The organism is Streptomyces sp. NPDC008079, from assembly GCF_042957385.1.
GTDB lineage: Bacteria > Actinomycetota > Actinomycetes > Streptomycetales > Streptomycetaceae > Actinacidiphila.
In genome coordinates this window covers 357,648-383,014 of sequence record NZ_JBIBIC010000004.1, presented here as the reverse complement: position 1 = coordinate 383,014, position 25,367 = coordinate 357,648, and the positions used below count along the sequence as shown (strand labels likewise).

Sequence of the window (25,367 nt, the reverse complement as noted above, 5' to 3'; positions counted from 1 at the left end):
GCGGAGGCGCGGCTGTCGGCGTTACGGAACCGGCGCCGACGGGGAAGCGGCGGGTCCCTCCCGTAGCGCCCGCGCCTCCAGGCGCCGCCACATCGCCGAGATGTTGAACCCCGCTCCCCGGCTGGCGGCTGGACGCTCTGCACGCGCTGAGCGCCGTGCTGGACCTTGGCCACGCCTTCTTCGCCCCCGCCGGGCTGCCGCGGGACCGCCTCGCGGCCCTGCGCGACGCCTTCCGCGCCTCGACGCCCGCCGCCTTGGTGAGCGTGACGCCGAGGTCGTCGGAGGAGAAGACGCCGCCGTAGCCGCCGCGCCAGATCCGGCCGCGCCGGTTCGGACCGGCCACGACGGCGCGGTAGACGTCGTCCTTGCGCAGCCCCTTCCAGCGCCCGCCGCCGTCGGCGGTGGTCCAGCCGCCGACGGAGTCCAGCCGCTGGCAGCCGACTACTGGCAGCTGTGCTGGCAGCAGGCCGCCCCGCTGAACGCCCCGGCCGAGGACCCGCCGGCCGGGGAGGACCGGCTGACGCTGTCGCTGCTGGTCGGCGGCCTGAAGGACGAGGCCATCGCCCGTCAGCTCGGCTGGTCCATCCGTACGATGCGCCGCCGGACGAGCGGCCTGGACGGACGTCTCGGGGTCACCAACCGCTTCCAGGCCGGGGTGGTCGCGACCCGGCGCGGCTGGATCTGACCGACGGGCGCATGCGCCGGGAGCGGAGGCGGGGCTCGCGGCCGGGAGCGGACGCCGGGCTCACGGTCGGGTACGGGGTCGGATGCCGCCTGGATACGGGGCCGGACGCGTGCCCGCGCGGACTCACCCATTCGGCGATCCGAGTGACGGAGCGTCGGGCGGAGCCGCCATACCACGCTGACCTGTGGAATTGCCGCATGTCGAGCGCGACACGCTGCCGGATGCCGCCAGAAGTGACGGGTTGTCAGCAGGCGCGGTGCCCGGCCGCCGGGTTGCCTCGGAAGCGCGAGCACGGATTTCCCCCGTTGCGGTGCACCGGCATCCGCGTCCGGACTCGCTGGAGGATCACTCATGCGTTCGATCAACACGCTTCTGGGCACCGCCGTTCTCGGTGCGAGCATCGCGCTGGCCGCTCCGGCCGCTCACGCCGCCGCCGCGCTGCCGCAGACCACGGCCGAGTGCACCAAGGCGGTGGCCGCCGCCGACAAGGCGCAGGCCGACTACGACGCCGCGCTGGCGGACTACAAGAAGCAGGTCGCGGCGGGCGGCCACCCCGGGACCGCCGAGCAGGACAACCTCTCCGCGCTGGAGAACCAGGTCAACGTCACGGCCTCCGACGCCTCGCGCGTCTGCCCGGACGCCAAGGTCCCGTCCGGCACCGTGCACACCGGCATCGGCAGCACGAGCGAGGGCGGCAACACCACCGAGATCGCGCTCGGCGCCGGTCTGCTCGGTGTCGTCGGCGCGGGCACCCTCGTACTGCGCCGCCGCCGCGCCGGTGGCCAGGTCTGACGAAGGTCCGACGCGAGGTCGCCGACGCGGGGCGCGCAGCCCTGACGCAGCCCTGACGCGGTCCTGGTCACCGGCCGTCACGGCCTCGCCGGCCCGCCGCGGTCGCACCCGTGCCCCGTACTCCGTGGTCGTACCGCGCGGTGCGGGGCCGCGCCCCGGCGCCTGCTCGCCGCGTCATCCGATTGGCCGCGTCCCCCGGCAGGCCGCGTCTTTCGGCAGCCCGAGCCGCCTCCCCCTACGTGACGTCAGACAGGCAGACCCCGTGGACCACAACGCCCCCGCAGGCAGCGGCCTGCTCCGCCGTATCGCGCTGACCGTGCTGACGACGGTCGCGGTGTCCGTCGGGATCACCCTGATCAGCAACGGCGCCCAGTCGCAGACGCCCCCGCCGCAGCCGGGCGCAGCCCAGGCGTTCGCGGCGCAGGACGACACGCCGAACCCCGCGCCGACGCGGCCCGGCGTCCCGGCGATCACGGTGCTGCCGCCCTCGGCGCCGACCGAGGTCCGGATTCCCTCCATCCGCCTCGACGCCCCGGTGACCGGCCTCGACCTGCGACAGGACGGCCACCTCGACGCGCCGCCGGACGACGAGCGGAATCTGGCGGGCTGGTACCGGGGCGGTACGGCGCCCGGAGCCGTCGGCACCGCGATCCTCGCCGGTCACGTCGACACCCGGCAGGGCTCCGCCGTCTTCTACAACCTCGGCGCGCTCAAGAAGGGCGCCGCCGTCGAGGTGGACCGCCAGGACGGCCGTACCGCCCTGTTCACGATCGACGCCATCGAGGTCTACGCGGCCAAGGACTTCCCGAACAACAAGGTCTACGGTCCCGCCTCCCGGCCGGAGCTGCGCCTGATCACCTGCGGCGGCGGATTCGACAAGAAGCGGCAGCAGTACCTGGGCAATGTCGTCGTCTACGCCCACCTGACCGGGGCCCGCCTCTGAGGCCGTGACGTGCCCGGGGTACCTGCTCCGACGTACCGGCCGACACCGACGCACCGAACGTTCCGACGTACCGAACGACACCGATCGAGGAGTGGCTGTGGCCAAGGCATATCTGGTGGGAAGCGGAATCGCGTCGCTCTCGGCGGCGGCGTTCCTGATCCGCGAGGGCGGATTCACGGGCTCCGACATCGTGATCCTGGAGGAGCAGGACCGCGAGGGCGGGAGCCTGGACGCGGCGGGCACGCCCGAGAGCGGCTACACCATGCGCGGCGGCCGGATGTTCGAGGTGCACTTCGACTGCACCTACGACCTGCTGTCCTCCGTCCCCTCCCTCGACGACCCCACCAAGTCCGTCACCGAGGACACCTTCGCCTTCCACGAGGACTTCGCCTGGAACGACCACGCCCGGCTGGTGGACGCGGAAGGGAAGGTGATCGACGCGCACTCGATGACCTTCTCCGAGCGCGACCGGCTGGAGTTGGTGGCGTGCGTGGCGACCCCGGAGAAGCTGCTGGACGGCAAGCGCATCGCGGACTGCTTCCACGAGGAGTTCTTCCACACCAACTTCTGGGCGATGTGGTGCACCACCTTCGCCTTCGAGCCCTGGCACAGCGCGATCGAGTTCCGCCGCTATCTGAACCGCTTCGTGCACCTGTTCAAGACCTTCGACAGCATGTCGGGGATCTACCGCACGCGGTTCAACCAGTTCGACTCGATCGTGCGTCCGCTGATGAAGTGGCTCGCCGACCAGGGCGTCGTCGTGCAGTTGGGCACCCGCGTCACCGATCTGCGGCTCGCGCCGGGCGACGAGCTCACCGTGGAGGCCATCACCTGGGTGCGCGGCGGCGCGACCGAGGAGACGGCGGTCGGCCCCGACGACCTGGTGATGGTCACCAACGGTTCGATGACCGCGAACTCCACCCTCGGCGACACCGACACCGTGCCCGTCCTGGACACCACGAGCACCGCCGGGTCCTGGGCGCTGTGGGAGACGCTGGCCGCCAAGCGCCGCGGGCTCGGCGACCCGAAGGTGTTCGACTCCTCCGTCAAGGACTCCACCTGGGAGTCGTTCACGGTCACGACCAAGGACCCGCTCTTCTTCAAGCTGATGGAGGAGTTCAGCGGCAGCGAGGCGGGCAAGGGCGGCCTGATCACGTTCAAGGACTCCACGTGGCTGCTGACCATCGTCCTCAACCACCAGCCGCACTTCCGTGAGCAGCCCGAGGACACGTACGTCTGGTGGGGTTACGCGCTCTTCCCCGACCGGGAGGGCGACTTCGTCGGCAAGCCGATGGCGCGGTGCACCGGCCGCGAAATCCTGGACGAGGTCCTTCAGCACCTGCGGTTCGCCGAGCGCCCGCGCATTCTGGACGACTCGATCGTGATCCCGGCGATGATGCCGTACATCACCAGCCAGTTCCTGGTCCGCTCCGCGGGCGACCGCCCCCAGGTGGTCCCCGAGGGCTCCACCAACCTGGCCTTCATCGGGCAGTACGCGGAAGTGCCCGACGACGTCGTCTTCACCGTGGAGTACTCGGTGCGCACCGCGTGGACCGCCGTGGCGGGACTGCTCGGTCTCGAGCGGCAGCCCCCGCCGGTCCACAAGGGCGGCCACGACCCGAAGGTGCTGATCGAGGCGGTGCAGACGCTCCACCGCCGCTGACGCCGCTGACGCCGCTGACGCCGCTGACGCCGCTGACGCCGGTTAGGCGGGGCCGGGCTCGCGCTGCGCGTCGTCCAGGGCGCGGAGGTGTTCGAGCGCGGGGACGGCGGCGGCCAGCGCCGCCGCCTCGTCGGGGGGCAGCCGGTCGATGAGCCGGGCGAAGACCTCGACACTCGACCGGCGGCGCTCGGCCAGAATCGGCGTGCCGTACCGAGAACGAGCGCTCAGTAGACCGCGGCGACCAGTAGGAGAGCGACCCCGGTCACCGACGCGCCTATGCGTACGAGGTGGAAGCGGCCCCAGCGGTCCCGGAGCCCCTGCCAGTCGTCGGGAAGGGTGTCGACCGTCCAGGTCCCGATGCGCGTGACGATCGGGACCTCGACGGCTGCCGTCACCACCAGGGCGACGACGAACAGCGCGAGTGCCGCCAATGTGAGGAAGAACGTACGGCGGTGCCCGTCGTAGGACAGCACCAGGACGGGAACCGCGGACAGCAGCGCCGCGGGCATGAGCACGGTCATCACCTGGGCCATGTTCCGGCTCAGCCTCCGCACGAGCGGCAGCATGAAGTCCGGCTCGAAGCGCGGCATGGACCGGGTGAGGGCGAGCCAGGGACCCCAGAACATCCCCGAGACCGCGGCCGACAGAAGGATGTTGACCAGCTGCCAGGTCTTCATGGTGATGCGCCTCCCCGTGGTTACTGTCACTGTAAATTTACAGTAGCAGAATAAATTATGCTCCCGCACTATGCTGTGCGCATGAGCAGGGGCACGGTGAACTGGACGGTGCTGCGCGCGCCCGCCGCGGGGGAGCCCGAGGGTGAGGGGCTGCGCGAGCGCAAGAAGCGCCTGATGCGGCAGCAGCTCTCCGACGCGGCGACGCGGATGTTCGTGGAGCGCGGCTTCGACGCCGTACGGGTCGCCGAGATCGCCGAGGCGTGCGGGGTGTCGGAGAAGACGGTCTTCAACTACTTCCCGACCAAGGAATCGCTGATCCTGGACCTGCCGCAGGCGACCGCGGCCTCGTTGGAAGTGGCGCTCTCCGACCCCGCTCCCGGCTTCTCACCGGTCGCGGCGGCGCTGCGGGTCCTGGCCGACGAGTTGGCGAGCGTCACCTCCTGGCTCGCCGCCCAGGACGACCGGGCCGGCGCCGCCGCGGACTTCCGTCGCTTCGGCGCGCTCATCCACTCGACCCCCTCGCTGCGCGCCCAGCAACGGGAGATCCGCGACGAACTCGTCGCCGTCACCGCAGGACTGCTCGCCCGCAGGACCGGCGCGGAGCCCGGCGACCCGGAGCCGCAGATCACGGCCACCGCACTGCTCGGGCTGTGGCCCGTGCAGTTCCGCAGCCTCGGCCGCCACCTCGACGGGACCCGGACGCCCGGCCAGGTGCGGGACGCGGTCACCGTCGACGTTCACCGTGCCGCGAACCTCATCGACGCCGGACTGCGGACGTTCGGGGCGCCGGACGCCGGATAACGCCGGGTCGGCCGTACGGGACGGCGCTTCATGCGTATCCCGCGTGCGATCTCCGTCACTCGCGCGGGCATTGTCCCCACGGCACGGGCCGGTTACCGTGATTGCTGTTTTCCGGCAGGACCGACGCGAGAGAGGGGACGGGCATGCGCGGCGCACACGACAGCGGCGGCACACCCCGCCCCGGCGGGTCCTTCCAGCTCCACGTGGCCAGGCGCCACGTCGACCTGCTGCGCGTGAGCAGCGCCCTGTGTCCGGAAACCCTCCCGGCCCGCTGACCGTCCAGGAGCCCGCAGGTCCGCACGTCCCGTCGGGACGTCGACCCCGCTTCCCGCACGGCGGCGCGTAGCCGTTCGCCGACGCGCGCCCGCACACCCCCGCACACCCCTGCGCGCTCGCCCCCCCCGCCGCCGTTTCCCGACGTCAACCCGCCTGCCGCACGGGGCCGTTGACGCCGTTCGCGCGCTGCCGCGACCGCACATCCAGACGGGAAGCACCGATCATGGAGCACCAGGACACCTTCCAGCGCCTACGCGCTGTGCCCGAAGATCCTCCACCACCGGCCGAACCGGGGAAGACCCGCGCGCCGCGCGCCCTCGACCGCCGCCCCACGGACGACGAACTGCTCGCCGCCAGGCTCGTACCACTGCGCAGGCCGGGCCAATGGGTCTCCGCGCTGGTCCTGTTGGTGCTGTTCGCCATGCTGGTGCACACCCTGCTGACCAACAAGCGGTTCCAATGGGGCACCGTCGGCGACTACTTCCTGCGCGGATCGATCCTGCACGGCCTGGAACTCACGCTGTGGCTGACGGGCGCCGTCATGGCCAGCGGCTACCTCCTCGGCATCGGCATCGCCGCGATGCGCCTGTCCCGCAACCCCGTCCTGCGCGCCCTGAGCTTCGGCTACGTCTGGCTGCTGCGCTCCGTGCCGCCGCTGGTACAACTCCTCTTCTGGTACGAACTCGCCTCGCTGTACCCGCGGATATCGCTCGGCATCCCCTTCGGCCACGAATTCGTCACCGTCAAGACCGCCCACCTGTTCAGCGGCATCCTCGCCGCCTACGTCGGCCTCACCCTCGACGTGGCCGCCTTCTCCTCCGAGATCGTCAGGGGCGGCATCCTGTCCGTCGACCCGGGACAGAGCGAGGCCGCGCAGGCGCTCGGCCTCGGCAACGGCCGGATCTTCCGCAAGATCGTGCTCCCGCAGGCCATGCCCGCGATCATCCCCGCCTCCGGCAACCTGCTGATCGGCATGCTCAAGGCGACCTCCATCGTGAGCGTCATCGCCGTCCAGGACCTGCTGTATTCGGCCCAGTTGATCTACAACCAGAACTTCCTCATCATGCCGCTGCTGCTGGTGGCCACCGTCTGGTACGTCATCCTCACCACGCTGCTGTCGATCGGCCAGTTCTACGTCGAGCGGTACTACGCGCGCGGCAGCGGTCGCGGCGGCGGCGGTGGTCCCAAGCGCGGCTTCTGGGAGGTCACCCGCGCCAACATCCCGGTGTTCGGCCGGACCAGGACCGACCTGGCGGGTCTGTCATGACCGACGACGGACGCCCGCTGGTCAGGATCCGCGGCCTGCGCAAGAGCTTCGGCACGCAACTCGTCCTCGACAGCGTCGACATGGATGTCCACGAGGGCGAGGTGACCGTCCTGCTCGGCCCCTCCGGCTCCGGGAAATCCACGCTGCTGCGCTGCGTCAACCACCTGGAGCGGCCCGACGCGGGCTTCGTCGAGGTCGGCGGCGACATCGTCGGCTACCGGCCGGGCCGCGGCCGACTGCACGAACTGCGCGCCCGCTCGATCACCCGGCAGCGTGCCCATGTCGGCATGGTCTTCCAGCAGTTCAACCTCTTTCCGCACATGACGGTGCTGGAGAACATCACCGAGGCGCCGGTCGCGGTGCGCGGCGTGCCGCGCAAACAGGCGGCGGTCCGGGCGCGCGCCCTGCTGGAACAGGTGGGGCTCGGCGGACGCGAGTACTCCTACCCCCGGCAGATGTCCGGCGGTCAGCAGCAACGCGTCGCCATCGCCCGCGCGCTCGCGATGGAGCCGAGACTGCTGCTCTTCGACGAGCCCACCAGCGCCCTCGACCCCGAACTCGTCGGCGACGTCCTCGCCGTGATGAAGGACCTCGCGGTGAGCGGGATGACGATGATCGTCGTCACCCACGAAATCGGCTTCGCCCGCGAGGTCGCCGACACCGTCGCCTTCCTCGACGGCGGCCGGATCATCGAGTCGGGGCCGCCCGCCGACGTCCTCGCCGACCCCCGCCACCCCAGGGCGCGGTCCTTCCTCGCGGCCGTCCTGTAGCGCCGGTCCCGCATCGCCCCCGAATTGACGCTCGCCGTCGCGCGGTTCACGCCAGGCCGCGCACACACCTGCCCGCACTCGTCTCGACCCCGCTGCGAAAGGCACCCCCGTGACCACCGAAAGACGCCCCGCCCGCCGGCTCCCGCGGCCGGCCGCCGCCACGCTCACCGCCGTCATCGGCCTCGCCCTGCTGACCGCCTGCGGTGACTCGTCCGACGACTCGGGCACGCCGAAGTCCCGGGCAGCCGGCGCCACCTCGTCGTCGTCCGCGTCGGCCGGATCGACCGCCATCCCGACCGAGGACGTCGTCTCGGGCATCGCGGCCGACCCCGCGCTGACGGCGGAGCTGCCCGCCGCGGCGAAGAGCAGCGGCACGCTCACCCTGGGCACCACCCGCGCGCCGGGCGTCACCGGCCTTCCGCACGGCGGCGAGAGCGAGGACGGCACGCCCATCGGCCTCGACGTCGACCTGCGCAACGCCGTCGGCAAGGTCCTCGGCATCACGTGGAAGGTGCAGTACGGCACCTTCCCGACCGTCATCCCCGGTGTGCAGAACGGCCGGTACGACGTCGGCCAGGACAACTTCGGTGTCACCAAGGCCCGCGTGGAGGTCGTGGACTTCGCGACCTACCTCAACGACGGCCAGTCCTTCCTCGGCGCCGAGGACGTGCCCGTCGACTCGGTCACCCAGCTCACCGACCTCTGCGGGCTGACCGTGGCGACCAGCCCCGGCTCCACCTTCCAGCAGATCCTCACCGACGGCGCCTCGAAGTGCTCGGGCGCCGGGAAGAAGCCGTACAAGGTGCAGTACTTCACCGACTCCGCCCCCATCTTCCTGGGGCTGGCGAACGGCAAGGTGGACATCTACTTCGGCCCGACGCTGGCGCTGAAGTACGACGCCACGCATGTGCCCCACACGAAGTACCTCGGCCAGATCAGCACCACGCCGGTCGGATTCGTGACGGCGAAGGGCTCACCGATCGGCAAGGCGCTCAGCGACGCCGTGAACAAGCTGATCGCCGACGGCGCCTACGCGAAGATCTTCGCGAAGTGGGACGTGCCCGGCACGGGCATCACCAAGTCCGAGGTCAACCCGGCGGCCACTTTCTGAGACCCGCCGCTCTCCGACCGCGCCCGCCTCCGGCGCGGCCCGGACCCCGTGCCGCTCGGGCACGGGGTCCGGGCCGCGCGGCCCCGCACGACGATCACACCGGCCGACCTCCGCGTGCTACGGTCCCGCGAAGTCCCTTCGCCCCATGAGGATTTCCATGCCGTATCAGCCGCCTGTGTGGCCGGTGTCCGTCAAGGCCGTGGTGCTCGACGCGCGTGGCCGTGTCCTGCTGTCGAGGAACGACCGCGAGGAGTGGGAACTCCCCGGCGGGCACCTGGAGTCGGGCGCCGAGCAGACCGGACGACGGGCCGACGACAGCCCCGAATCCGCCGTCGAACGCCAGGTGCTGGAGAGGACCGGCTGGCTGGTCGAGGCCGACGGCCTCATCGACGACGGGGTGTGGATCCACGAGACCGCGCCCGGCCGTCGCGTCCTGGTCGTCACGTACGGCTGTTCGCTGCTGCCGCCCGACCAGCCGCCGCCGACGGCCGAGGAGCACAAGGAGTCCTCGCTCTTCCCGCTCGACAGCATCCCCGAGTTGAACATGCCCAGCTCCTACAAGCGCGCCATCTACGCATGGACACACCGAAGTTGAACTGAGGCGCGGGGGAGAGACAGCTACCAGCTCGATTTGCGCACGCCCGGCAGGAACCCCGCGTGCGCCTGCTCGCGCAGCCGGACCCGTGAGATGCCGAAGGCGCGGAAGTAGCCGCGCGGGCGGCCGTCCACCGCGTCCCGGTTGCGAACCCGGGTGGCGCTCGCGTCGCGCGGCTGTCGGCCCAACTCGGCCTGCGCGGAGGCACGTTCGCCGGGCGTGGTGGCGGGGGAGGCGATGATCCGCTTCAACTCGGCCCGGCGTGCCGCGTATCGGGCGACCACCGCCTGACGCTGCTCGTTCTTCGCGATCTTGCTCTTCTTGGCCATCAGACCTTCTCCCCGCGGGCGCGCAGCCGGGCGACGGCCGCCTCGACGCCGATCCGGTCGACGGTCTTGATGCCCTTCGCGCTGAGCGTCAGCCGGACGAAGCGGCCCTCGGAGGCCAGCCAGTAGCGCTTGCGCTGTTTATTGGGGTCGAACCGGCGCGGTGTGCGCCGATGGGAGTGCGAGATGGCGTTGCCGAAACCGGGCTTGCGCCCGGTGAGCTGGCAGTGGGCGGACACGGTGCCTCCAGGGCGGTTGCGGACTCGCGAGGGCCCGCGACGGCCCGGACGACCGCCGCCGATGCCCCGGCGACCGGCCCCACCGTACCTTAATGGAAACGAATGTCATTACGTCGGGCTACCGGCTACCGGCTACCGGCTACCGGCTGCCGGCGGCCGGCGGCCGGACTGCCGCACTCCCGCACTGCCCCCTGTCCGGGACACGGCAGCGCCCCCCTGAAACGCGTCGCGGCCCGGCCTCCGGCGTCACCGGAGACCAGGCCACAGGGGCACGGGAGGCGATCAGGGCTTACGGGCGACCGCTCCGTACATCGCGATCTGCTCGTCCCGCACCGCGGGGTCGACGGAGTCGTCCGGCCGCCAGCGGTGCACCTGCGTGATGCCCGGCTCCACCAGCTCCAGGCCCTCGAAGTACGCCTGCGCCTCGCTGAGATTCCGCAGCCGCATCGGCATGCCGCGCGCGGTGTACTCGGCGTTCACGCGCCCGACCTCCTCCGGCGCGAAGTCGTCCGTGCCGATCGACATCGCGAGGTAGCTGCCCGACGGCAGCGGGTCCAGCAGGCGGTGGACGATGCCGAGCGGGTCGTCCTCGTCCATGATCAGGTGGACGATCGCGATGAACGTCAGGCCCACCGGCTTGCCGAGGTCGATGGTCTCGCGGAACTGCGGCGAGCCGAGGATCGCGGCGGGGTCCCGCATGTCCGCCTCGATGTACTCGGTCCGCCCCTCGGGGGTGCTGGAGGACAGGCCCGCCGAGAGCGTGAGCACGATCGGGTCGTTGTCCACGTACACCACCCGCGACTCGGGGGCGATGGACTGCGCGACCTCGTGCACGTTCGGCCGGGTCGGTATGCCGGTGCCGATGTCGACGAACTGCCGGATGCCCGCCTCCTGCGCCAGGTAGCGCGTGGCGCGGTGCATGAACTTCCGGTTCTCCAGCATGTGCGGCACGATCGACGGCCACACCTCCACCATGGCGTCGCCCGCCTCGCGGTCGGGAGGGTAGTAGTCCTTGCCGCCGAGGATGTAGTCGTACACCCGTGCCGGGTGCGGGTTCTTGGTGTCGATACGGTCGGCCGGCCAGCCGTTCTCGGGCACGCGGTCCTCCGGATTTCCTTGTCGATGTGCGGTGGTGCCGCTCGCGCGGCCTGGCGTCACTGCTGGAGCAGGAAGTCGGCGTCGCCCGCCTTGGTGCCCCGGATGAAACTCTCGATCTCCCGGCGGTTGTAGATCAGCGCGGGGCCGCCCGGATCGGTGGACTGGCGCAGCGCCACCCGGCCGTCGGGCAGCTTCATCGCCTCGACGCACGCTCCGCCGGCATCGTCGCTCCACGGCTTGTGCCAGCCGTGGGGCCCGAGGTCGGCGGCACTCATGCCGTTGCGAATGTGATCCACGTCAGAGCTCCTTGCGTAGGGCACCCAGCAGTGCCTTGGTCTTCTTCTCCTGCGGCGCCTGGGCGGCGAGCCGGTCCATGGCCTCGCGGTACGCGGCGACCTCGTCCTGCTTGTCGAGGTAGGTCGACCCGATCAGGCCGCCGAGATAGACGACATCGGGCAGTTCCGCGGCCTCGAACCGGAAGAGCTGGAAGGCCCCCGCGCGGGTCGCCGGGTGCGGCCCGTTGGTGAAGGGCATCATCTGAAGGCGTACGTTCGGCAGTTCGCCGATCTCCAGCAGACGGTCGATCTGAGCGCGCATCACCTTCGGTCCGCCGACCGGCCAGTGCAGCACCGTCTCGTCCATCACCGCCCATAGCAGCGGGGGTTGAGCACGGGTCAGGATCTGCTGCCGGGTCAGCCGCAGAGCGACCCTGCGGTCGATGTCCTCGGCCGACGCCTGCGGGTCGCCCGCGGTGAGCAGCGCGTGCGCGTACTCCTCGGTCTGGAGCAGGCCGGGGATGAACTGCGCCTCGTACGCGCGGATGTGGACCGCCGCCTGCTCCAGGCTGAGATAGGCGCCGAACCAGTCGGGCATCACGTCGCGGTAGGTGTGCCACCAGCCGTGCTTGTTGGCCTCGCGGGCGAGTTCGAGGAAGGTCTCGATTTCGGCCGTTTCCGTGATGCCGTAGGTGCGCAGCAGCTTCTCGACGTCGGACAGCCGCAGCCGTGCCACCTTGGCCTGTTCCATCCGGCGGATCGTCGAATGGCTCACCCCGATGACCTCGCCGGCCTGCTCGAATGAGACGCCGGCGCGGGATCTGAGCTCCTCCAACTGGCGTCCCAGTATCATCCGCAGCACCGTAGGAGGGCCGCCGCCCCACCCATTGTCGGTGGCCGCCATTGCTACCTCCCCGTGCGAATGTTCAGTGCTCGCCGCAGTGTGCCATGTTGCCCCGCAGTCTCCCGCCGCCCTGGCTCATTCTGCGAATTGCACTTTGTGGCTTGCGAGTTGAGGGTAGCAGCACCATAGTTGGAGTCGACGGCGTAGCCGATCACCATGATGACTACGTTGTCAGGAACCGCCACGCGCCCGGTCGTCCTCAGCCGTCGTCATCGCGGAAGCACCGACACAGGCAGTGACGCCGATGGTCGAGCCCGGCAGTGATGCCGCCGAGCGCGCAACCGCGACCCCACATACGCGGCCCCCACGAGAGGTGACGGCCATGGCAGCATTAACGGGTCTCCGAACCCCACCGATCACGTCGTCGCGCCCGAGCGGCGATGTGTACGCCGTCTTCCGTCTCGCCGCCCGCCGGACCTCCGTGAGCGCCGCCCGCCACGAGGCCCGCGCGGAACTCGACCGCTGGGGCCTGCCCGAGGGCGTCCGCGACGACATCGTGCTGGTCGTCTCCGAGCTGGTCACCAACGCGATCGTGCACAGCCTCAGCGACAGCGTGACCTGCCATCTGCGCGGCGGCGGCCCCGAGGTCTACGTCGAGGTCGGCTCCGAGGGGCGCAGCGCGTCGCGGCACGACGCCCGGCCGCCGGACGAGGGGGGCCGCGGGCTGGTCGTCGTGGAGGCCCTGAGTACGACCTGGGGGATCAACGTCCCCTCGCCCGGAGCCGGTTGGACGGCCTGGGCCACCTTCACCGTGCCCGCCGCCCCGGCCGACGACGCGTCGGCCACGTACTCGGAGGCCCCCCGATGAAGCGTGTCCCCCCGGCCGGTCGTCGCTCCGCCCTGCCGCCCCGGGGCACCCGCCTCGACTGGCTCGCCCCCCGCGTGGACGGGCCTTCGGCCGCCAGGGAACGGATCCATGTCCCGACCACCGCAGACTTCCCGCCGGGACTGGCCTGCGACGTGGTCGAGACGTCCGCGGAGCACGGCATGCGGATCCTCGGCTGCCTGCCCAGCTCCGGCTGCGTCCTCACCAACGGACGGCAGTGGTCGTGGATCGTGCCGACCGGCTCCGACATCGACGTGGAGTGGCCGTCCTCCACCCGCTACCTGGTCGACGCGGCCGTGCTGGTGCCCGCGTACGAGACGCTGCCCGACGTGTCCGGCGGCCACGACGTCATCCACCCGCCGGACCAGGCCGTGCCGTACACGCACCCGATCCTGCTGTACTTCGCGGCCTGCTGCATCGCCGGGGTGCAGCCCGCGATGACCGTCGAGTAGCGGCCCCGACTGGCGGCCCGGACCGGCACGGGGCCTGCCCGGAGCCGCCGCGCGGGCGGTCCGGGCAGGCCGTGGGTGACAACTCAGCGGACCGTGAAGGGGAGTTGGACGGTCTTGCCGTTCACCAGCACTTCGGCGGCCATGATGCCGACGGTCTTCGGGTCGCGCACGGTGAAGTCGAGCGCGAAGGTACCGTCGAGACCGATGACGCGCAGCACCGAGGAGTCGGAGCTCTGGGCGCCGTTGGCGCGGCGCCCGGACACGACGACCGTGGCGACGGGGGCGAAGTTCCGCCCGCTGACCAGTACGGAGGTGCCGACCGGTCCCGCGGCCGGACTGAGCGAGTAGGCGGGAGCGGGCGGGGCCGTGCTGCCGTTGACGGCGAAGGCGGCGGTCGCGGTGTGCCCGTTGATCAGCCACTCGTGCGCGTAGAGCGCCACCGTGGCCGGGTCGTTGACCGTGAAGGTCTGCGACCAGGTGCCGTCCAGGCCGATGATCTTGGTGGCGTAGCTGTCGGAGGTGCGGGAGCCGTCCGCCTTGAGCCCGTCGATCTCCACCGTGGCGACCGGCGCCCAGCCCTGGCCGACGACCGTGACCTTGGTGTGCGCGGGACCGGAGGCGGGGCTGAGCGTGATGAACGTCGTGGCGACGGACAGCGGCGCGAGGACGTGGATCGAGCCCGCGGTGACCTGCACCTGGTAGGAGCCCTTGGCGACGGATTTCGCCACGGTGACCGAGCCGGAGAGCTTCCCGTCGGAGGCGATGCTCAGGCTGCTCGACGAGACGGACGCGGTCGAGCATGCGGTGCCGTCCGCGGCGCAGAGCGCGGCGGTCGGGGTGGTGCCCGCGGGCCAGCCCGATCCGGTGAGCGTCGCCGCGTGGCCGGGAAGGACGGTCGGGGTGGTGGCGCTGAGCGTCACGGCGGTGGTGGTGACGGTGAACGGTACGGTGACGCTGGTCCCGGCCGTGCCGCTCTCGTCGGCGTAGACGGCCACCAGGTCGGCGCTGTCGATGGTGAAGTCGGTGCTGAACGTGCCGTCGGGCAGGCTCTGTACGTAGACCGCATCGTCGAGGGCGTTTCCGGCGGCGTCGAGTCCCCAGATGTTGATCCACTGGTCCTGGCGGAAGTTGTGACCCACGACGGTGATCACCGTGCCGACCACGCCGTTGTTCTGGGACAGCGTCATCGTTCTCGGACCGGTGGGCGCGAACGCCTTGACCGTCAGTGGCGCGTTCGCGTGGGTCGTGCCGTCGTTGACCTGGATCTGATAGGAGCCGTCGGCCACGGTGTTGGCGTCGGCGAGCGTCGCGGTGCCGGTGAGGATGCCCGAACTGTCGATGGCGAGGGTGTTGGACGTGAAGTCGGCCGGGTTGCAGCCCGCGCCGTTGGCGTCGCACAGCGACACCGTCGGAGTGCCGCCGGCCGTCCAGCCGCCGCCCGCGAGGTCGATCGCGGTGTGCGGCCGGACCGCTCCGGTGGGCCCGGACAGCGACGCGCCGCTGCCCGCTCCCTGCGCGGTGACCGTGCCGACCGGTCCGCCGCCCGCGGTGACCACGCAGGGCGTCTGGTACGTACCCCCGAGGACCACGGTGCTGGTGAGGGTACGGGTCGGCGTGAAGGTGATGGCCCCCGAGGCGTTGGCGGGCAGATAGATGTCACCCTCGTACGGGGGAACGACGACGGGCTGCCCCGAGGGGTAGTTCATGTTCACCGTGGGGCCGGTGACCGTCACGGTGCCGGTGGCGCCGCCGGACATCGCCAGGTCCATGGAGGGCGTGGTGGGCACATTGGACAGCGAGGTGCCGGGGATGGCGGGGCTGGCGCCGAGGGTGACGGTGACGTGCACCTTGCCGCCGGGGGTGACGACGGCCGGGGTGAGGGTCACCGTCATCGACTGCGGCCCGGTGGCGTCGCCCTGACCCGCCGGGAGCGTGCAGTGCACGGTCGGGTTGATGGTCGCGGCCCGGGCCGTCGTCGCGGAGGTCAGACCCGCGCCGACGAGGGCGAGCACCGCGACGGCGCCCGTGGCGATTCTTGCCCGCCAGCCCCGTCCGGGCCTGCGGTGGAAGGGTGGGAACATCTGCTGCGCCGCCTTTCGGGCATGGCAGACCCCTCCCTGAGCCTGGGCACGGGAGGGGTCCGGGAAGAGGGAGAAGGTCCGCGGGGTGGGGTCCCGGGGAATGGGTCCGCGGGGGATGAGCCCCGGGGGAGAAGGAGCGGGGGTCGGGTCCGGGCCGTTCCTCCCCCGGGAGATGGGCCCGGGAGATGGGCCCGGGGGAGGAACGGATCAGGAGGAGGGACGTCGGAGTCGGTTGGTGCGGAACGGGGACGTGGCGCTCAGGTGAGGGTGAGTGTGAGGATCGCGCTGTAGTCGCCGGGCGCCGTCACCGCGGGGAGCCGCAGGTCCATGTCGGCGTTGACCTTCACGGTGCCGCCGACGACCTTCTCGCCGCCGGCCGCGGTGAGTTGGCACAGTGTCGCCGCGGTGCTGCCCAGCGGGCCCGGCGTGCCCGGTGCGGGCGTGCCGACGCTCTGCGAGCTTCGGACGCAGTCGGGTGTCCAACGGACGGCCGAGGCGGGGATGGTGTTCTGACCCGAGGTCAGGTCGGTGAGCGTGCCGGTCAGGGACCAGCCGAGGTCGACGCCGCGGGAGTCCACGACGGTGACGGTGTTGAGCGCGCTGGTGGCGGTCTGGGACCGTCCGGTCAGGGGGATGGTGCCGAAGTCGATGGTGTCCCCGGACTGGGTCATCTGGAGATTGCCCGCGGTGACGGTGGCGCTGATCTTCTGGGTGGCCGTCGCGCCGCCGCTGTCGCCCACGGTGAACTTCGCGTTCACGTCGGAGCCTTCCGCACCGCTCTCGTCGGTGTGGATCGCGGTGGTGGCGGGGTCGTTGACGGTGAACTCGGCGCTGAAGGTGCCGTCGGGTGTGCTGACCGGGTACACGGCGTCGTCGGCGGTCTGGTTGCCGTCGGCGTCCACCCCCCAGACGTTGATGTACTGGTCCTGGTGGAAGTTGCCGCCGCTGACGGTCACCACGGTGCCGAGCGGGCCGTGGTCGGGCGAGAGCGTGACGCTGCGGGCGCCCGTGGGCACGAACGCCTTGACGGTGAGGTCGGCGGTGGCGTGCTTGGCGCCGTCGCTGACCTGGACCTGGTAGGAGCCGTCGGCGATCACGGACGACGCGGCCAGTGTCGCGCTTCCCGAGAGGGCGCCGGACGAGTCGATCGCGAGGGTGTCGGCGGTGAAGCGGGACGGGTCGCAGCCCAGTCCCTGCGCGTCGCACAGCGAGACCACGGGGGTGCCCCCCGCGGTGAATCCGCTGCCGCTCAGCGCGACCGAGGTGCTGGGACGTACGGCCGAGGCCGGGGCGGTGAGCGTGGTGGCCCCACCGCCGCCGCCCTGCACGGTGACCGTGCCGATGCCGCCGCTGCCCGAGACGATGCCACAGGGCGTCTGGAAGGTGCTGCCGAGCACCACCGTCTGCGTGTTCATCTTCAACGGCGTGAACGTCACCGGTCCCGACGCGTCCGAGGGGACGAAGAAGTCCCCTCCGTAGGGCGGGATGACGATCGGCGCGGGCGCCGCCGGGATGTCCACGGGAACGGTCGGGCCGGTCACCGAGACCGTCCCGGTCGCCCCGCCCGACATGGTGAAGTAGATGCTCGGCGTGGTCGGTACGGCGGACAGTGCGAGCGGGCTGGTCGCGGGCGAGGGTCCGAGGGTGACCTCGGCGTGCACCTTGCCGCCCGGCGCGACCGTGGCCGGGGTGAGGGTCACCGAGACGGACTGCGGCCCGGTGTTCTCACCCTGTCCGGCGGGCAGCACGCAGTGCACGGTCGGAGTGACCGTGTCCGCGTGCGCCGCGGGGGCGGCCAGCGTGCAGGCCGCGGCCAGGGCCAGAGCCGGCACCGCCGCCCGCGCGAGGCGCCGTAGAGAGAACTGCCCTGCATGATGCAACGCGTGCCTCCTGACTCCGGGACGCATACGTGTATATGACGGTGCGTCAGGTGCTGGTTCCAGGGCATTGCGACAGCGCGGGACGCAGAAGTCAATGCGAACCCGCCGGTAACCTCGCGGTGTTGGGCCGCCGTTCGCACCGGGCGAGGCCGGCCGCGGGTCACGTCGTCCCGTGGCGCTTGACTCTTCAAGGTCATGGGGCTTCACTCCCGACCAGCGCGCCGGGCCGGACAGCGGGTAGTCACTCGACAACGGGATGTCAAGGGTGCCTGTGCGAGGTCGTCCCCCGGCGCACCCTCACCCTGCTTGATTGGAGTGCTTTGCCATGTCCAGATCCAAGCGCATGGGGACGATCGCCGTCCTCAGCGGCGGCGCACTGTTCGCCGGTCTGACCCTCGCCCCGCACGCGGTCGCCGTCACCCCGGCCACCGCCACCGCCAGCTACAACTGCGGCACCTGGGGCAGCGGGACGGCCACGCTGACCGCCACCGACTCCGGCGGCGTCAAGAAACTGAAACTGAGCTCCTCCACGATCACGGTCCCGGCCGGCACCACGGTGCCGCCGAACAGCATCACCACGACCATCAAGGTCAAGAAGAACGGCTCGACCGAGGTCGACTTCTCCGGCACCGTGAACCCCGCGATGACCGGCGCCGTCACCCTCGGCCCGCTCCCGCAGTCCACCGGCACGCTCGCCGCCGGTGACAAGACCGACTCCTGGGTGCTGTCCGGCACGCCGAGCGCCACCAACTGGTCGGTCAAGATCGTCACCACCTCGCCCTCGGTGACCACCGTCTACTGCATCGCCACCAGCGCCCAGTCCACCGCGTTCACCTGGTAGCGGTTCACCTCGTCGTACGGGATTCGCCCGGCGCGACTCGGTACGCGGCACGCACGCCGGGACCCCGCCCCCCCAAGGGAGCGGGGTCCTCGCGGCGGCCTGACCCGCTAGTGGCCGGTCTCCTCCGGCGCGCGCTTGGGCATCAGCGCGACCGCGGGCAGGCACAGCAGGCTGAGCCCCAGGACGACGGCGAGGCTGATCTTCATGGCGTGGCCGAGGCCGCCGCCCGCGGTCTGGAAGAAGACCGAGGTCACCGCGGCCGAACCGATACCGGCGGCGAGCTGCTGGATCGCCGAGAGCGAGCCGCTGGCGCTGCCCGCCTCGTCGGGGCTGATGTCGCCGAGCGCGATGTCGAAGATCGTGCCGTAGCAGGCGCCCATGCCGAGCCCGGTGACGAAGATCGGCGCGGCCAGCGTCCACAGGCCCACGCCGGTGCCCGAGTGGGCGACCAGCGCGAGCAGCCAGCCGCCGCCCGCCAGCAGGATCGCGATGCCGACGAAGATCAGCGTGCGGCCGAGCTTCTTGATCAGCGCCATGCACGCGCCCGCGGCCACGATGATGCCGAGCGTCATCGGCAGCAGGGCGAGTGAAGCGGTGCGCGGCGAGGCGTGCAGGCCCTCCTGGATGAACAGGGACAGTACGTAGATCAGCCCGCTGGTGGTCGCGAAGACCACGAGCCCGACGACCAGTCCCGAGCTGAAGCCGCGGTTGCGCAGCAACGACGCCTTCAGCAGCGGGTCGGCCGCCGTGCTCTGGCGGCGGGCGAAGGCCGCGAAGGCCGCCACGCCCACGACGAGGGAGAGGACGGGAGTGGCCGTCCAGCCGTTGGTCGAGCCCTCGACCAGGCCGAAGAGCAGGCCGAACATGGTGACGGCGAGCAGACCCGAGCCGATCCCGTCCACGACGACCGTACGGTCCCCGTCGTCGTGCGGGAGCAGCCGGACCGCCAGGACCAGGCCGACCGCGCCGAGGACGAGGTTGATCAGGAAGATCGGCCGCCAGGACAGGCCGAAGAGGTCGGCGTCGATGATGAATCCGGCCAGGATCGGACCGCCGACCGAGGCCAGGCCGAGCAGCGGCCCGAAGAACGCGAACGCCTTGCCGAGCATGTCGCGCGAGAAGGTCTTGGTCATGATCGCCATGCCCTGCGGGATCATCAGGGCGCCGAAGGCCCCCTGCACCACGCGGGCGGCGATCAGCAGTCCGGGATCGGGGGAGAGCCCGGCCACGGCGGAGGCGACGGTGAAGCCGCCCATGCCGATCAGGAACATCCGGCGCTGGCCGAATTTGTCGCCGAGCCGCCCGCCGATGACGAGCAGGACGCCCATGGCCAGCATGTAGGAGGAGCCCAGCCACTTGATCAGGCCCTGGCCGCCGTGCAGCTCGGCGCTGATGGTGGGCGCGGCGATGTTGGTGACGGTCGAGTCGATCATGTCCAGGGCGTCGGCGAGCAGCACCAGCCCCAGGATCGCCCACATCAGCCGGGCCGATGTGCTGGTGCCCGCGGGACGGGGCGCGGTCGAAGTCGTGGTCGCGGTGGTCATGGCGGGACCTCCTTCCGGGGTGACGTCGGGTGACGTCCGCTGTGACATTGCGTGATCGGACCGGTCTGTCCGACCACATCCACCACCGTACACGAACATGTTCGTCGCGAACGCGTTCAGAGCGAACATGTTCGTTCCAGGGGGCGTGATCACGCCATGGCCGGGCGAACGTGTTCGTTATGCTGAGGCGATGACGCCTGGGAAAGCCGCCCCCATCAGCCGCCGCGACCGGCCCGCCAAACCCGCGCTCTCCCGCGAGGGGATCGTCGGCACGGCGCTGGAGATCATGCGCGCCGAAGGGCTCGACCGCGTCACGATGCGCCGCCTCGCCCAGGAGCTGGACACCGGCCCGGCCTCGCTCTACGTCTACGTGAGCAACACCGCCGAGCTGCGCGCGTACATGCTCGACGACCTGCTCGCCGGACTCGACCTCGGCCCGGTGGCCGCGCCAGGGGACTGGCGCGAGCGGCTGTTCACGCTCCTGTGGTCGTACGGCAGGGCCCTGATGGAGTACCCGGGGCTCGCCCAGTCCGCGCTGGTGACCAGGCCCGCGGGCCCCGGTTACCTACGGCTGGTCGACGGCCTGCTCGCGCTGCTGGCCGAAGGCGTCCCCGCGGAGCGGACCGCGTGGGCGGTGGACCTGCTGCTGCACTTCGCGACCTCCACCGCCACCGAACAGGGCACCCGCAGCGTGGCCGACGGCGCGGAGCAGGAGGAGAGCGACCTCGCGAACGCGATCCTCTCCGCCACGCCCGACACCTACCCCCATATCGCCGCCCTCGGCATGGACCTGCTGAGCGGCACCGGCACCGGCCGTCTGAGCTGGGGATTCGACGTCCTGCTCAACGGCATCATCCACACGCCCCGGCCGTCGGCGTAGCAGGTGTTCTCACCCGCCCGGTCACGGCTCCGGCAGCCGGTGGTCGCCGACCGCGTCGTACGTCTCCTTGAGCGCCTTGCGGGCGCTGTCCAGATGGTGCTGGGCGACGCCGATGAACAGGCAGTCGATCACGGTGAGCTGGGCGATACGGCTGGCGGTCGCGCCCGAGCGGAAGGTGGTCTCGGGGGCCACGGTCGTCAGGAGGTGATCACTGACCGCGTGGATCGGCGAGCGCGGGAAGCTGGTCAGGGCGACGGTCGTCGCGCCGTGCTCGCGCGCCACCCGCAGCGCCTCGACGGTGTCGGCGGTCGCCCCGGTGTGGGAGAGGCCGATGGCCACGTCACCGGGGCTGAGCACCGCCGCCGAGGTGAGCATGATGTGGGTGTCGCTCCACGCGAAGCTCACCCGCCCGATCCGGTGCAGCTTCTGCTGGAGGTCGGCGGCGACCAGGGCGTTGGCGCCGACGCCGTAGATGTCGACGCGGCCCGCCGCCGCGACCGCCGCCACGACGCGGCGCAGCGTGTCGACGTCGAGCTGCCGCGCGGTCTCCTCGACGGCGCGCGCGTCGGCGAAGGCGACCTTGCCGACGACTTCCGACAGGTCGTCGGTCGGCGTGATGTCGCTGCCGAGGTGCCGGTCGTCGCGGGTCTCGGCGCGCGCGGCGTCCGCGGCCAGCGCGATCCGCAACTCCGGGTAGCCGCGCAGGCCCACGGAACGGCAGAAGCGGATGACCGTGGTCTCGCTCGTCGTCGCCGCCTCGGCCAGTTCGGTGATGCTGCTGCGCGCGGCGAGCGCCGGATTGGCCAGCACGGCCGCCGCCACGCGCCGCTCGGCCGGAGCGAGGTCCGGCAGCAGCGACCGGACGCGCGCCAAGGGACTCGCCTCGGGGGATTCGTTGTCGGAACCGGCTGACACGGGGGAAACGTATCCACCGTGATCGTCGGGGTCAACGTGGCCTCGGGCGAGCCCCGGCGCGGGTGAGCGCTCCGCGGCCGGCGGACGGATCAGTGCACGGTCCGCCAGGCGCCGGCCGGGGTGAGTCCCGCGGCCCGCAGCAGGTCGTGGTGGCCCGAGGTGACCGACAGCCCCGCGAGGTCGACGCCGCGGCCCTCGTAGACCGGGTCGGTGGCGTACGTCCAGCGGATCAGCGCACCGGCCGCGTCCCGCGGAAGCTCGGCGCGCACCCGCCACCAGGCGCGGACGTCCTGCCCCGACAGCGAGGTCGGGGCGCCGGACGGCGCGCCCTTGCCGGTCACCCGCAGCGGCAGCGGCTGCCAGGTCGTGCCGCCGTCCGTGGAGGACTCGACGGTGAGCAGGTCGGTGGACTCGGTGTTGACGAACGCCGAGAAGTCGATGTCGACCCGTGTCTTCGCGGTGATCGGTCCCGTGGTGAGGGTGCTGGTGGTGCCGCCGCCCTGCCCCGAGTACCACAGCGGGCCGCCGCCGGGGGCCCGGACCGCGATCGCCTGCGCGAGCGCGGTGGCGATGGCCCGGCGCGGCGGATTGGTCGAGGGCGTGTTCCGCGTCGGGTGCACCCGGTTGCTGAGCAGGACGGCGAACGAACGCGACTGCGGGTCGATCACCAGCGAGGTGCCGGTGAAACCGGTGTGCCCGAGGGTGCGCGGACCGGATAGGCCGCCCATGTACCAGATCTGGTCCAGCTCGAAGCCCAGGCCGTGCGAGTCACCGGGGAACGCCTGGTTGAAGTTCTGCTCCATCAGCGTGACGCTGTTCCGGCTGAGGATCCGACGGCCCTTGTACGTACCGCCGTTGAGGATCGTCTGCGCCAGGACGGCCAGATCGTCCACGGTGGAGAAGACGCCCGCGTGGCCCGCGACGCCGCCCATGGCCCACGCGTTCTCGTCGTGCACCTGGCCGCGCACCATGCCGCGCGCCGGGCTGGTCTCGTACTCGGTCGCCGCGATCCTCGGCAGCTTCGCGGCCGACGGGTTGTAGCCGGTGTCGGTCAGCCGCAGCGGTCCTGTGATGCCGTCGCGCACCAGCGTGTCGAGCGGCTTGCCCGTCACCTTCTGCAACACCAGTTGCAGGCTCAGCATGTTCAGATCCGAGTACAGATACGTCGTCCCCGGCGCGTTGATCGGCTTCGCGTCGAGAATCGCCTTCTCGCGGGACGGCAGATCCGGGTAGCCCTGCCACAGGGAGGGGACCGGATCGGCGTCGAACCCCGAGGTGTGGGTGAGCAGTTGCTCGACGGTGACGGCGCCCTTGCCGTTGGTGGCGAACTCCGGCAGGTAGTGCGCCACCGGTGTGTCGAGGTCGATCCGGCCCGCTTCGAGCTGCTGCATGGCCACGATCGAGGTGAACAGCTTCGACAGCGAGGCCAGGTCGTAGATGGTGTCGGTACGCGCCGGGACCCGCTGGTCGGCCGGCAACTCGTGGGTGGCGTCGGCGTATTCGACCGCGTAACCGCCCGCGTCGCGCTCCACCACCACGCCGTCGTGGGCCATCAGCGTGGTCGCGCCGGGGAAGAGGCGATTCGCACCCGAGGCGGGGTCCTCCCAGCCCGCCATCTGCCGCTCGAAGGCGTCGATCGGCGCCGCGTCCAGCCCGGCCGACCGGGGGGTGCCCCGGTGCAGGACGGTGTCCGCCGGGGCGAATCCGGAGTACGGCCGGTCGAATTGGCCGCTCCCGCCGTGCTGCGGGGCCGGGGTCGCGTCGGCGCTCCCGGCGAGTACGAGGGAGAGGGAGGCGAGCAGCGCCGCGGCTGCCGTCAGTGCAGGGGTCCGCATGGAAACCTCGTCTGTAGAGGCCGGCTGGATCGGGAGCAGTGGTCGGGAGCGGCAGGGAAGGGACGCCGGGGGAGTGGAAGGATTCCTACCGCATGGCAGCTGGCGTCGGTAAGTTACTCACGCCGCACGCGCGGGTCAACCATTCGACCGGTCAAGGCTGTCGGGCGCGACGAACCCCGCGCCGCCGTCCGGTACCCTCCCACGCATGCCATCAGCACTGGACAGCCAGGAGATCGGCAATATCGCGCAAGAGTTCGACAACGACCTGGTGCTGCTGCGCCGCGACATCCACCGCCACCCCGAGCCCGCGGGCGCCGAGGAACGTACGGCGGCGCTGGTCGCCGAACGGCTGCGGGCCGCGGGCCTCACGGTGACCACCGGCGTCGGCGGCCACGGCGTGGTCGCGGTGCTCGACGGCGCGGGACCGGGACCCACCCTCGCCTACCGCGCCGACATGGACGCGGTGGACGACGACGAGCTGGACGAGCTGTTCGAGAGCGACTTCGCCTCCCTCGTCCCCGGCACCGCGCACCTGTGCGGCCACGACCTGCACACGGCCGTCGGGGTCGGCGTCGCCCAGGTACTCGCCCGGCTGCGCGAGCGCTGGCACGGCCGGATCGTCTTCCTCTTCCAGCCTGCCGAGGAGACGCTGGCCGGAGCGCGGGCCATGATCGAGGACGGCGCCCTGGAACACACACCCCCGCGCGAGGTCTACGCGCTGCACTGCGGGCCGTTCCCGGTCGGCACCTTCGCGGTCATGCCCGGTCACGGACTGCCGGGACAGGACCATTTCCAGGTCGAGTTGACCGGCCCGGACGCCGCGTCCGACGCGCGCCGGATTCTCGACCTGGTGGACGGCCTGTCCACCGTCCGCCTCCCGCGCAACCCCGAGGAGTACGACCGCCTGCTGGCCGACCTCCGCGACCCCGACGGGCCGCTGGCGCGATTCGTCGTCACCTGGCCCGAGTTGACCGCGCTCGACGACGGCAGCCCGCTCGTCCGCGTCTCGCTGCGCGCCTGGCCCGACAGCCGCTACGCCGAGATCCGCGACACCGTACGCGCCGCGGTGGAACCGCTGCCGGGCGCCACGGCCGTCTTCGCGGACGAGCCGTTCCCCGCGATGGTCTGCTCGCCGGAACTGAGCGAGGCCGCGGCGCGGTACCTGCGCGGCGCGCTCGGTCCGGCCGCGGTGGAGGTGCTGCACGCCTCCTTCCCCTTCAACGGCGAGGACTTCGCGCTCTTCCTGAACGGTGTGCCGGGCGCGATGTTCTACCTCGGCGTCGCTAATCCGGAGGCCGGGATGAACGGCGCTCCGCACGCACCGGACTTCGCGGCCGACGAGCGGGCGCTGGGGTTCGGCGTCCGCGGCATGGCCGGGTTCCTGCTCAGCCGCCTCGCGGCCGACGTGGCCTGAAGGCCCGCCCTACCCTCGGCGGGAGCGGGCCTCCTCATCGGCCGGACGCGGACGGCGTCCTGCCGGTGGCCGTCGCCGCGAGGCCGACACCGGTCCCGGTGACGGCCGCGACGCTCACGGTGCACGACGTGCCCGGGGTGAGGGCGCCGACGACCACGGCTCCCGCCTGCTGCGCGTCGTCGTGCACTGAGTTCGACCTGATGCGACGTCAGCGGCCCTCGCGGCGATGCCGGTTCGGGGCGGCAGACCGGCCTGACCCGGTCTGCCGCCCCGAACC

General features: G+C 71.5%; 27 protein-coding genes. 15 read left to right on the top strand and 12 right to left on the bottom strand.

The features are described 5' to 3' along the window. Positions 1-155 precede the first annotated feature (155 nt). The 4 genes from ACFZAM_RS13145 to ACFZAM_RS13130 all read left to right on the top strand — a co-directional run bounded on the left by ACFZAM_RS13145 (position 156) and on the right by ACFZAM_RS13130 (position 4,083). A complete protein-coding gene (locus ACFZAM_RS13145) occupies positions 156-302 on the top strand; it encodes a hypothetical protein (protein WP_391045470.1) in 147 nt (48 codons plus the stop codon). Between the two features lie 734 nt (positions 303-1,036). Beyond that, a complete protein-coding gene (locus tag ACFZAM_RS13140) occupies positions 1,037-1,477 on the top strand; it encodes a hypothetical protein (protein ID WP_188279498.1) in 441 nt (146 codons plus the stop codon). A 262-nt stretch (positions 1,478-1,739) separates the two neighbouring features. Then, on the top strand, positions 1,740-2,420 hold the full coding sequence (locus tag ACFZAM_RS13135; RefSeq protein ID WP_391045466.1) for a class F sortase: 681 nt from the start codon (positions 1,740-1,742) through the stop codon (positions 2,418-2,420). 91 nt (positions 2,421-2,511) lie between these two features. Beyond that, entirely contained in the window at positions 2,512-4,083 is a 1,572-nt protein-coding gene (locus tag ACFZAM_RS13130; protein ID WP_391045463.1) for an oleate hydratase, read from the top strand. Positions 4,084-4,307: 224 nt separating this feature from the next. Here the strand turns inward: ACFZAM_RS13130 and ACFZAM_RS13125 are convergent, their stop codons facing one another. Then, positions 4,308-4,760 (bottom strand): anthrone oxygenase family protein, encoded by a 453-nt coding sequence (locus ACFZAM_RS13125; RefSeq protein ID WP_391045460.1) that lies wholly within the window; start codon positions 4,758-4,760, stop codon positions 4,308-4,310. 81 nt (positions 4,761-4,841) lie between these two features. Here ACFZAM_RS13125 and ACFZAM_RS13120 point away from each other — a divergent pair, with 81 nt between their 5' ends. The 6 genes from ACFZAM_RS13120 to ACFZAM_RS13095 all read left to right on the top strand — a co-directional run bounded on the left by ACFZAM_RS13120 (position 4,842) and on the right by ACFZAM_RS13095 (position 9,580). After that, positions 4,842-5,561: a TetR family transcriptional regulator gene (locus tag ACFZAM_RS13120; protein ID WP_355345715.1), complete on the top strand. Its 720-nt coding sequence runs from the start codon at positions 4,842-4,844 to the stop codon at positions 5,559-5,561. 143 nt (positions 5,562-5,704) lie between these two features. Beyond that, a complete protein-coding gene (locus tag ACFZAM_RS13115) occupies positions 5,705-5,836 on the top strand; it encodes a putative leader peptide (RefSeq protein WP_355345712.1) in 132 nt (43 codons plus the stop codon). Positions 5,837-6,060: 224 nt separating this feature from the next. Further along, positions 6,061-7,104 carry an amino acid ABC transporter permease gene (locus tag ACFZAM_RS13110; protein WP_355345709.1) on the top strand — a complete coding sequence of 348 codons (1,044 nt, stop codon included), beginning with the start codon at positions 6,061-6,063 and terminating at the stop codon, positions 7,102-7,104. A gap of 17 nt (positions 7,105-7,121) precedes the next feature. Beyond that, positions 7,122-7,874, top strand: a complete 753-nt coding sequence (locus ACFZAM_RS13105; RefSeq protein WP_391045645.1) for an ATP-binding cassette domain-containing protein — start codon at positions 7,122-7,124, stop codon at positions 7,872-7,874. 109 nt (positions 7,875-7,983) lie between these two features. Beyond that, entirely contained in the window at positions 7,984-8,985 is a 1,002-nt protein-coding gene (locus tag ACFZAM_RS13100) for an ABC transporter substrate-binding protein (RefSeq protein WP_355345706.1), read from the top strand. Between the two features lie 157 nt (positions 8,986-9,142). Continuing rightward, positions 9,143-9,580 carry an NUDIX domain-containing protein gene (locus ACFZAM_RS13095; RefSeq protein ID WP_391045454.1) on the top strand — a complete coding sequence of 146 codons (438 nt, stop codon included), beginning with the start codon at positions 9,143-9,145 and terminating at the stop codon, positions 9,578-9,580. Between the two features lie 23 nt (positions 9,581-9,603). On the opposite strand, the gene rpsN is transcribed toward ACFZAM_RS13095, so the two are convergent. From rpsN to ACFZAM_RS13070, 5 genes are all read right to left on the bottom strand, one after another. Further along, complete coding sequence (rpsN, locus tag ACFZAM_RS13090; RefSeq protein WP_391045451.1) at positions 9,604-9,909, bottom strand: 30S ribosomal protein S14; 306 nt, start codon at positions 9,907-9,909, stop codon at positions 9,604-9,606. Continuing rightward, positions 9,909-10,145, bottom strand: a complete 237-nt coding sequence (gene rpmB / locus ACFZAM_RS13085) for a 50S ribosomal protein L28 (protein WP_391045448.1) — start codon at positions 10,143-10,145, stop codon at positions 9,909-9,911. Before rpmB ends, rpsN begins: the two co-directional genes overlap by 1 nt. 282 nt (positions 10,146-10,427) lie before the next feature. Next, positions 10,428-11,243, bottom strand: a complete 816-nt coding sequence (locus tag ACFZAM_RS13080) for an SAM-dependent methyltransferase (RefSeq protein WP_391045445.1) — start codon at positions 11,241-11,243, stop codon at positions 10,428-10,430. 56 nt (positions 11,244-11,299) lie between these two features. Beyond that, positions 11,300-11,539, bottom strand: a complete 240-nt coding sequence (locus ACFZAM_RS13075) for a DUF397 domain-containing protein (RefSeq protein ID WP_317452483.1) — start codon at positions 11,537-11,539, stop codon at positions 11,300-11,302. 1 nt (position 11,540) lies between these two features. Next, on the bottom strand, positions 11,541-12,422 hold the full coding sequence (locus tag ACFZAM_RS13070) for a Scr1 family TA system antitoxin-like transcriptional regulator (RefSeq protein ID WP_391045442.1): 882 nt from the start codon (positions 12,420-12,422) through the stop codon (positions 11,541-11,543). Between the two features lie 322 nt (positions 12,423-12,744). On the opposite strand from ACFZAM_RS13070, the gene ACFZAM_RS13065 reads away from it, so the two are divergent. Both ACFZAM_RS13065 and ACFZAM_RS13060 read left to right on the top strand, forming a co-directional pair. Beyond that, the gene (locus ACFZAM_RS13065) at positions 12,745-13,230 is read left to right on the top strand and encodes an ATP-binding protein (RefSeq protein WP_391045440.1); all 486 of its coding nucleotides are present in this window, start codon (positions 12,745-12,747) and stop codon (positions 13,228-13,230) included. Beyond that, positions 13,227-13,700 (top strand): hypothetical protein, encoded by a 474-nt coding sequence (locus ACFZAM_RS13060; RefSeq protein ID WP_391045438.1) that lies wholly within the window; start codon positions 13,227-13,229, stop codon positions 13,698-13,700. The genes ACFZAM_RS13065 and ACFZAM_RS13060 overlap by 4 nt, the downstream gene beginning before the upstream one ends. 83 nt (positions 13,701-13,783) lie before the next feature. Here ACFZAM_RS13060 and ACFZAM_RS13055 read toward each other — a convergent pair whose 3' ends face one another. Both ACFZAM_RS13055 and ACFZAM_RS13050 read right to left on the bottom strand, forming a co-directional pair. Beyond that, positions 13,784-15,781: a hypothetical protein gene (locus ACFZAM_RS13055; RefSeq protein ID WP_391045435.1), complete on the bottom strand. Its 1,998-nt coding sequence runs from the start codon at positions 15,779-15,781 to the stop codon at positions 13,784-13,786. Positions 15,782-16,038: 257 nt separating this feature from the next. Beyond that, positions 16,039-17,661, bottom strand: a complete 1,623-nt coding sequence (locus tag ACFZAM_RS13050) for a hypothetical protein (RefSeq protein WP_391045433.1) — start codon at positions 17,659-17,661, stop codon at positions 16,039-16,041. A gap of 325 nt (positions 17,662-17,986) precedes the next feature. On the opposite strand from ACFZAM_RS13050, the gene ACFZAM_RS13045 reads away from it, so the two are divergent. Further along, positions 17,987-18,502 (top strand): hypothetical protein, encoded by a 516-nt coding sequence (locus ACFZAM_RS13045; protein ID WP_355345675.1) that lies wholly within the window; start codon positions 17,987-17,989, stop codon positions 18,500-18,502. A 107-nt stretch (positions 18,503-18,609) separates the two neighbouring features. Here ACFZAM_RS13045 and ACFZAM_RS13040 read toward each other — a convergent pair whose 3' ends face one another. After that, on the bottom strand, positions 18,610-20,046 hold the full coding sequence (locus tag ACFZAM_RS13040) for an MFS transporter (RefSeq protein ID WP_391045430.1): 1,437 nt from the start codon (positions 20,044-20,046) through the stop codon (positions 18,610-18,612). A gap of 190 nt (positions 20,047-20,236) precedes the next feature. Here ACFZAM_RS13040 and ACFZAM_RS13035 point away from each other — a divergent pair, with 190 nt between their 5' ends. Beyond that, positions 20,237-20,926: a TetR/AcrR family transcriptional regulator C-terminal domain-containing protein gene (locus ACFZAM_RS13035; protein ID WP_391045427.1), complete on the top strand. Its 690-nt coding sequence runs from the start codon at positions 20,237-20,239 to the stop codon at positions 20,924-20,926. A gap of 21 nt (positions 20,927-20,947) precedes the next feature. Here the strand turns inward: ACFZAM_RS13035 and ACFZAM_RS13030 are convergent, their stop codons facing one another. Then, positions 20,948-21,841 carry a MurR/RpiR family transcriptional regulator gene (locus ACFZAM_RS13030; protein ID WP_355345666.1) on the bottom strand — a complete coding sequence of 298 codons (894 nt, stop codon included), beginning with the start codon at positions 21,839-21,841 and terminating at the stop codon, positions 20,948-20,950. An 89-nt stretch (positions 21,842-21,930) separates the two neighbouring features. Further along, the gene (locus tag ACFZAM_RS13025; RefSeq protein ID WP_391045424.1) at positions 21,931-23,676 is read right to left on the bottom strand and encodes a serine hydrolase; all 1,746 of its coding nucleotides are present in this window, start codon (positions 23,674-23,676) and stop codon (positions 21,931-21,933) included. A gap of 205 nt (positions 23,677-23,881) precedes the next feature. Here ACFZAM_RS13025 and ACFZAM_RS13020 point away from each other — a divergent pair, with 205 nt between their 5' ends. After that, positions 23,882-25,090: an amidohydrolase gene (locus tag ACFZAM_RS13020; protein WP_391045422.1), complete on the top strand. Its 1,209-nt coding sequence runs from the start codon at positions 23,882-23,884 to the stop codon at positions 25,088-25,090. Between the two features lie 34 nt (positions 25,091-25,124). On the opposite strand, the gene ACFZAM_RS13015 is transcribed toward ACFZAM_RS13020, so the two are convergent. Beyond that, positions 25,125-25,277: a hypothetical protein gene (locus ACFZAM_RS13015; protein ID WP_391045420.1), complete on the bottom strand. Its 153-nt coding sequence runs from the start codon at positions 25,275-25,277 to the stop codon at positions 25,125-25,127. Between the last annotated feature and the right edge of the window lie 90 nt (positions 25,278-25,367).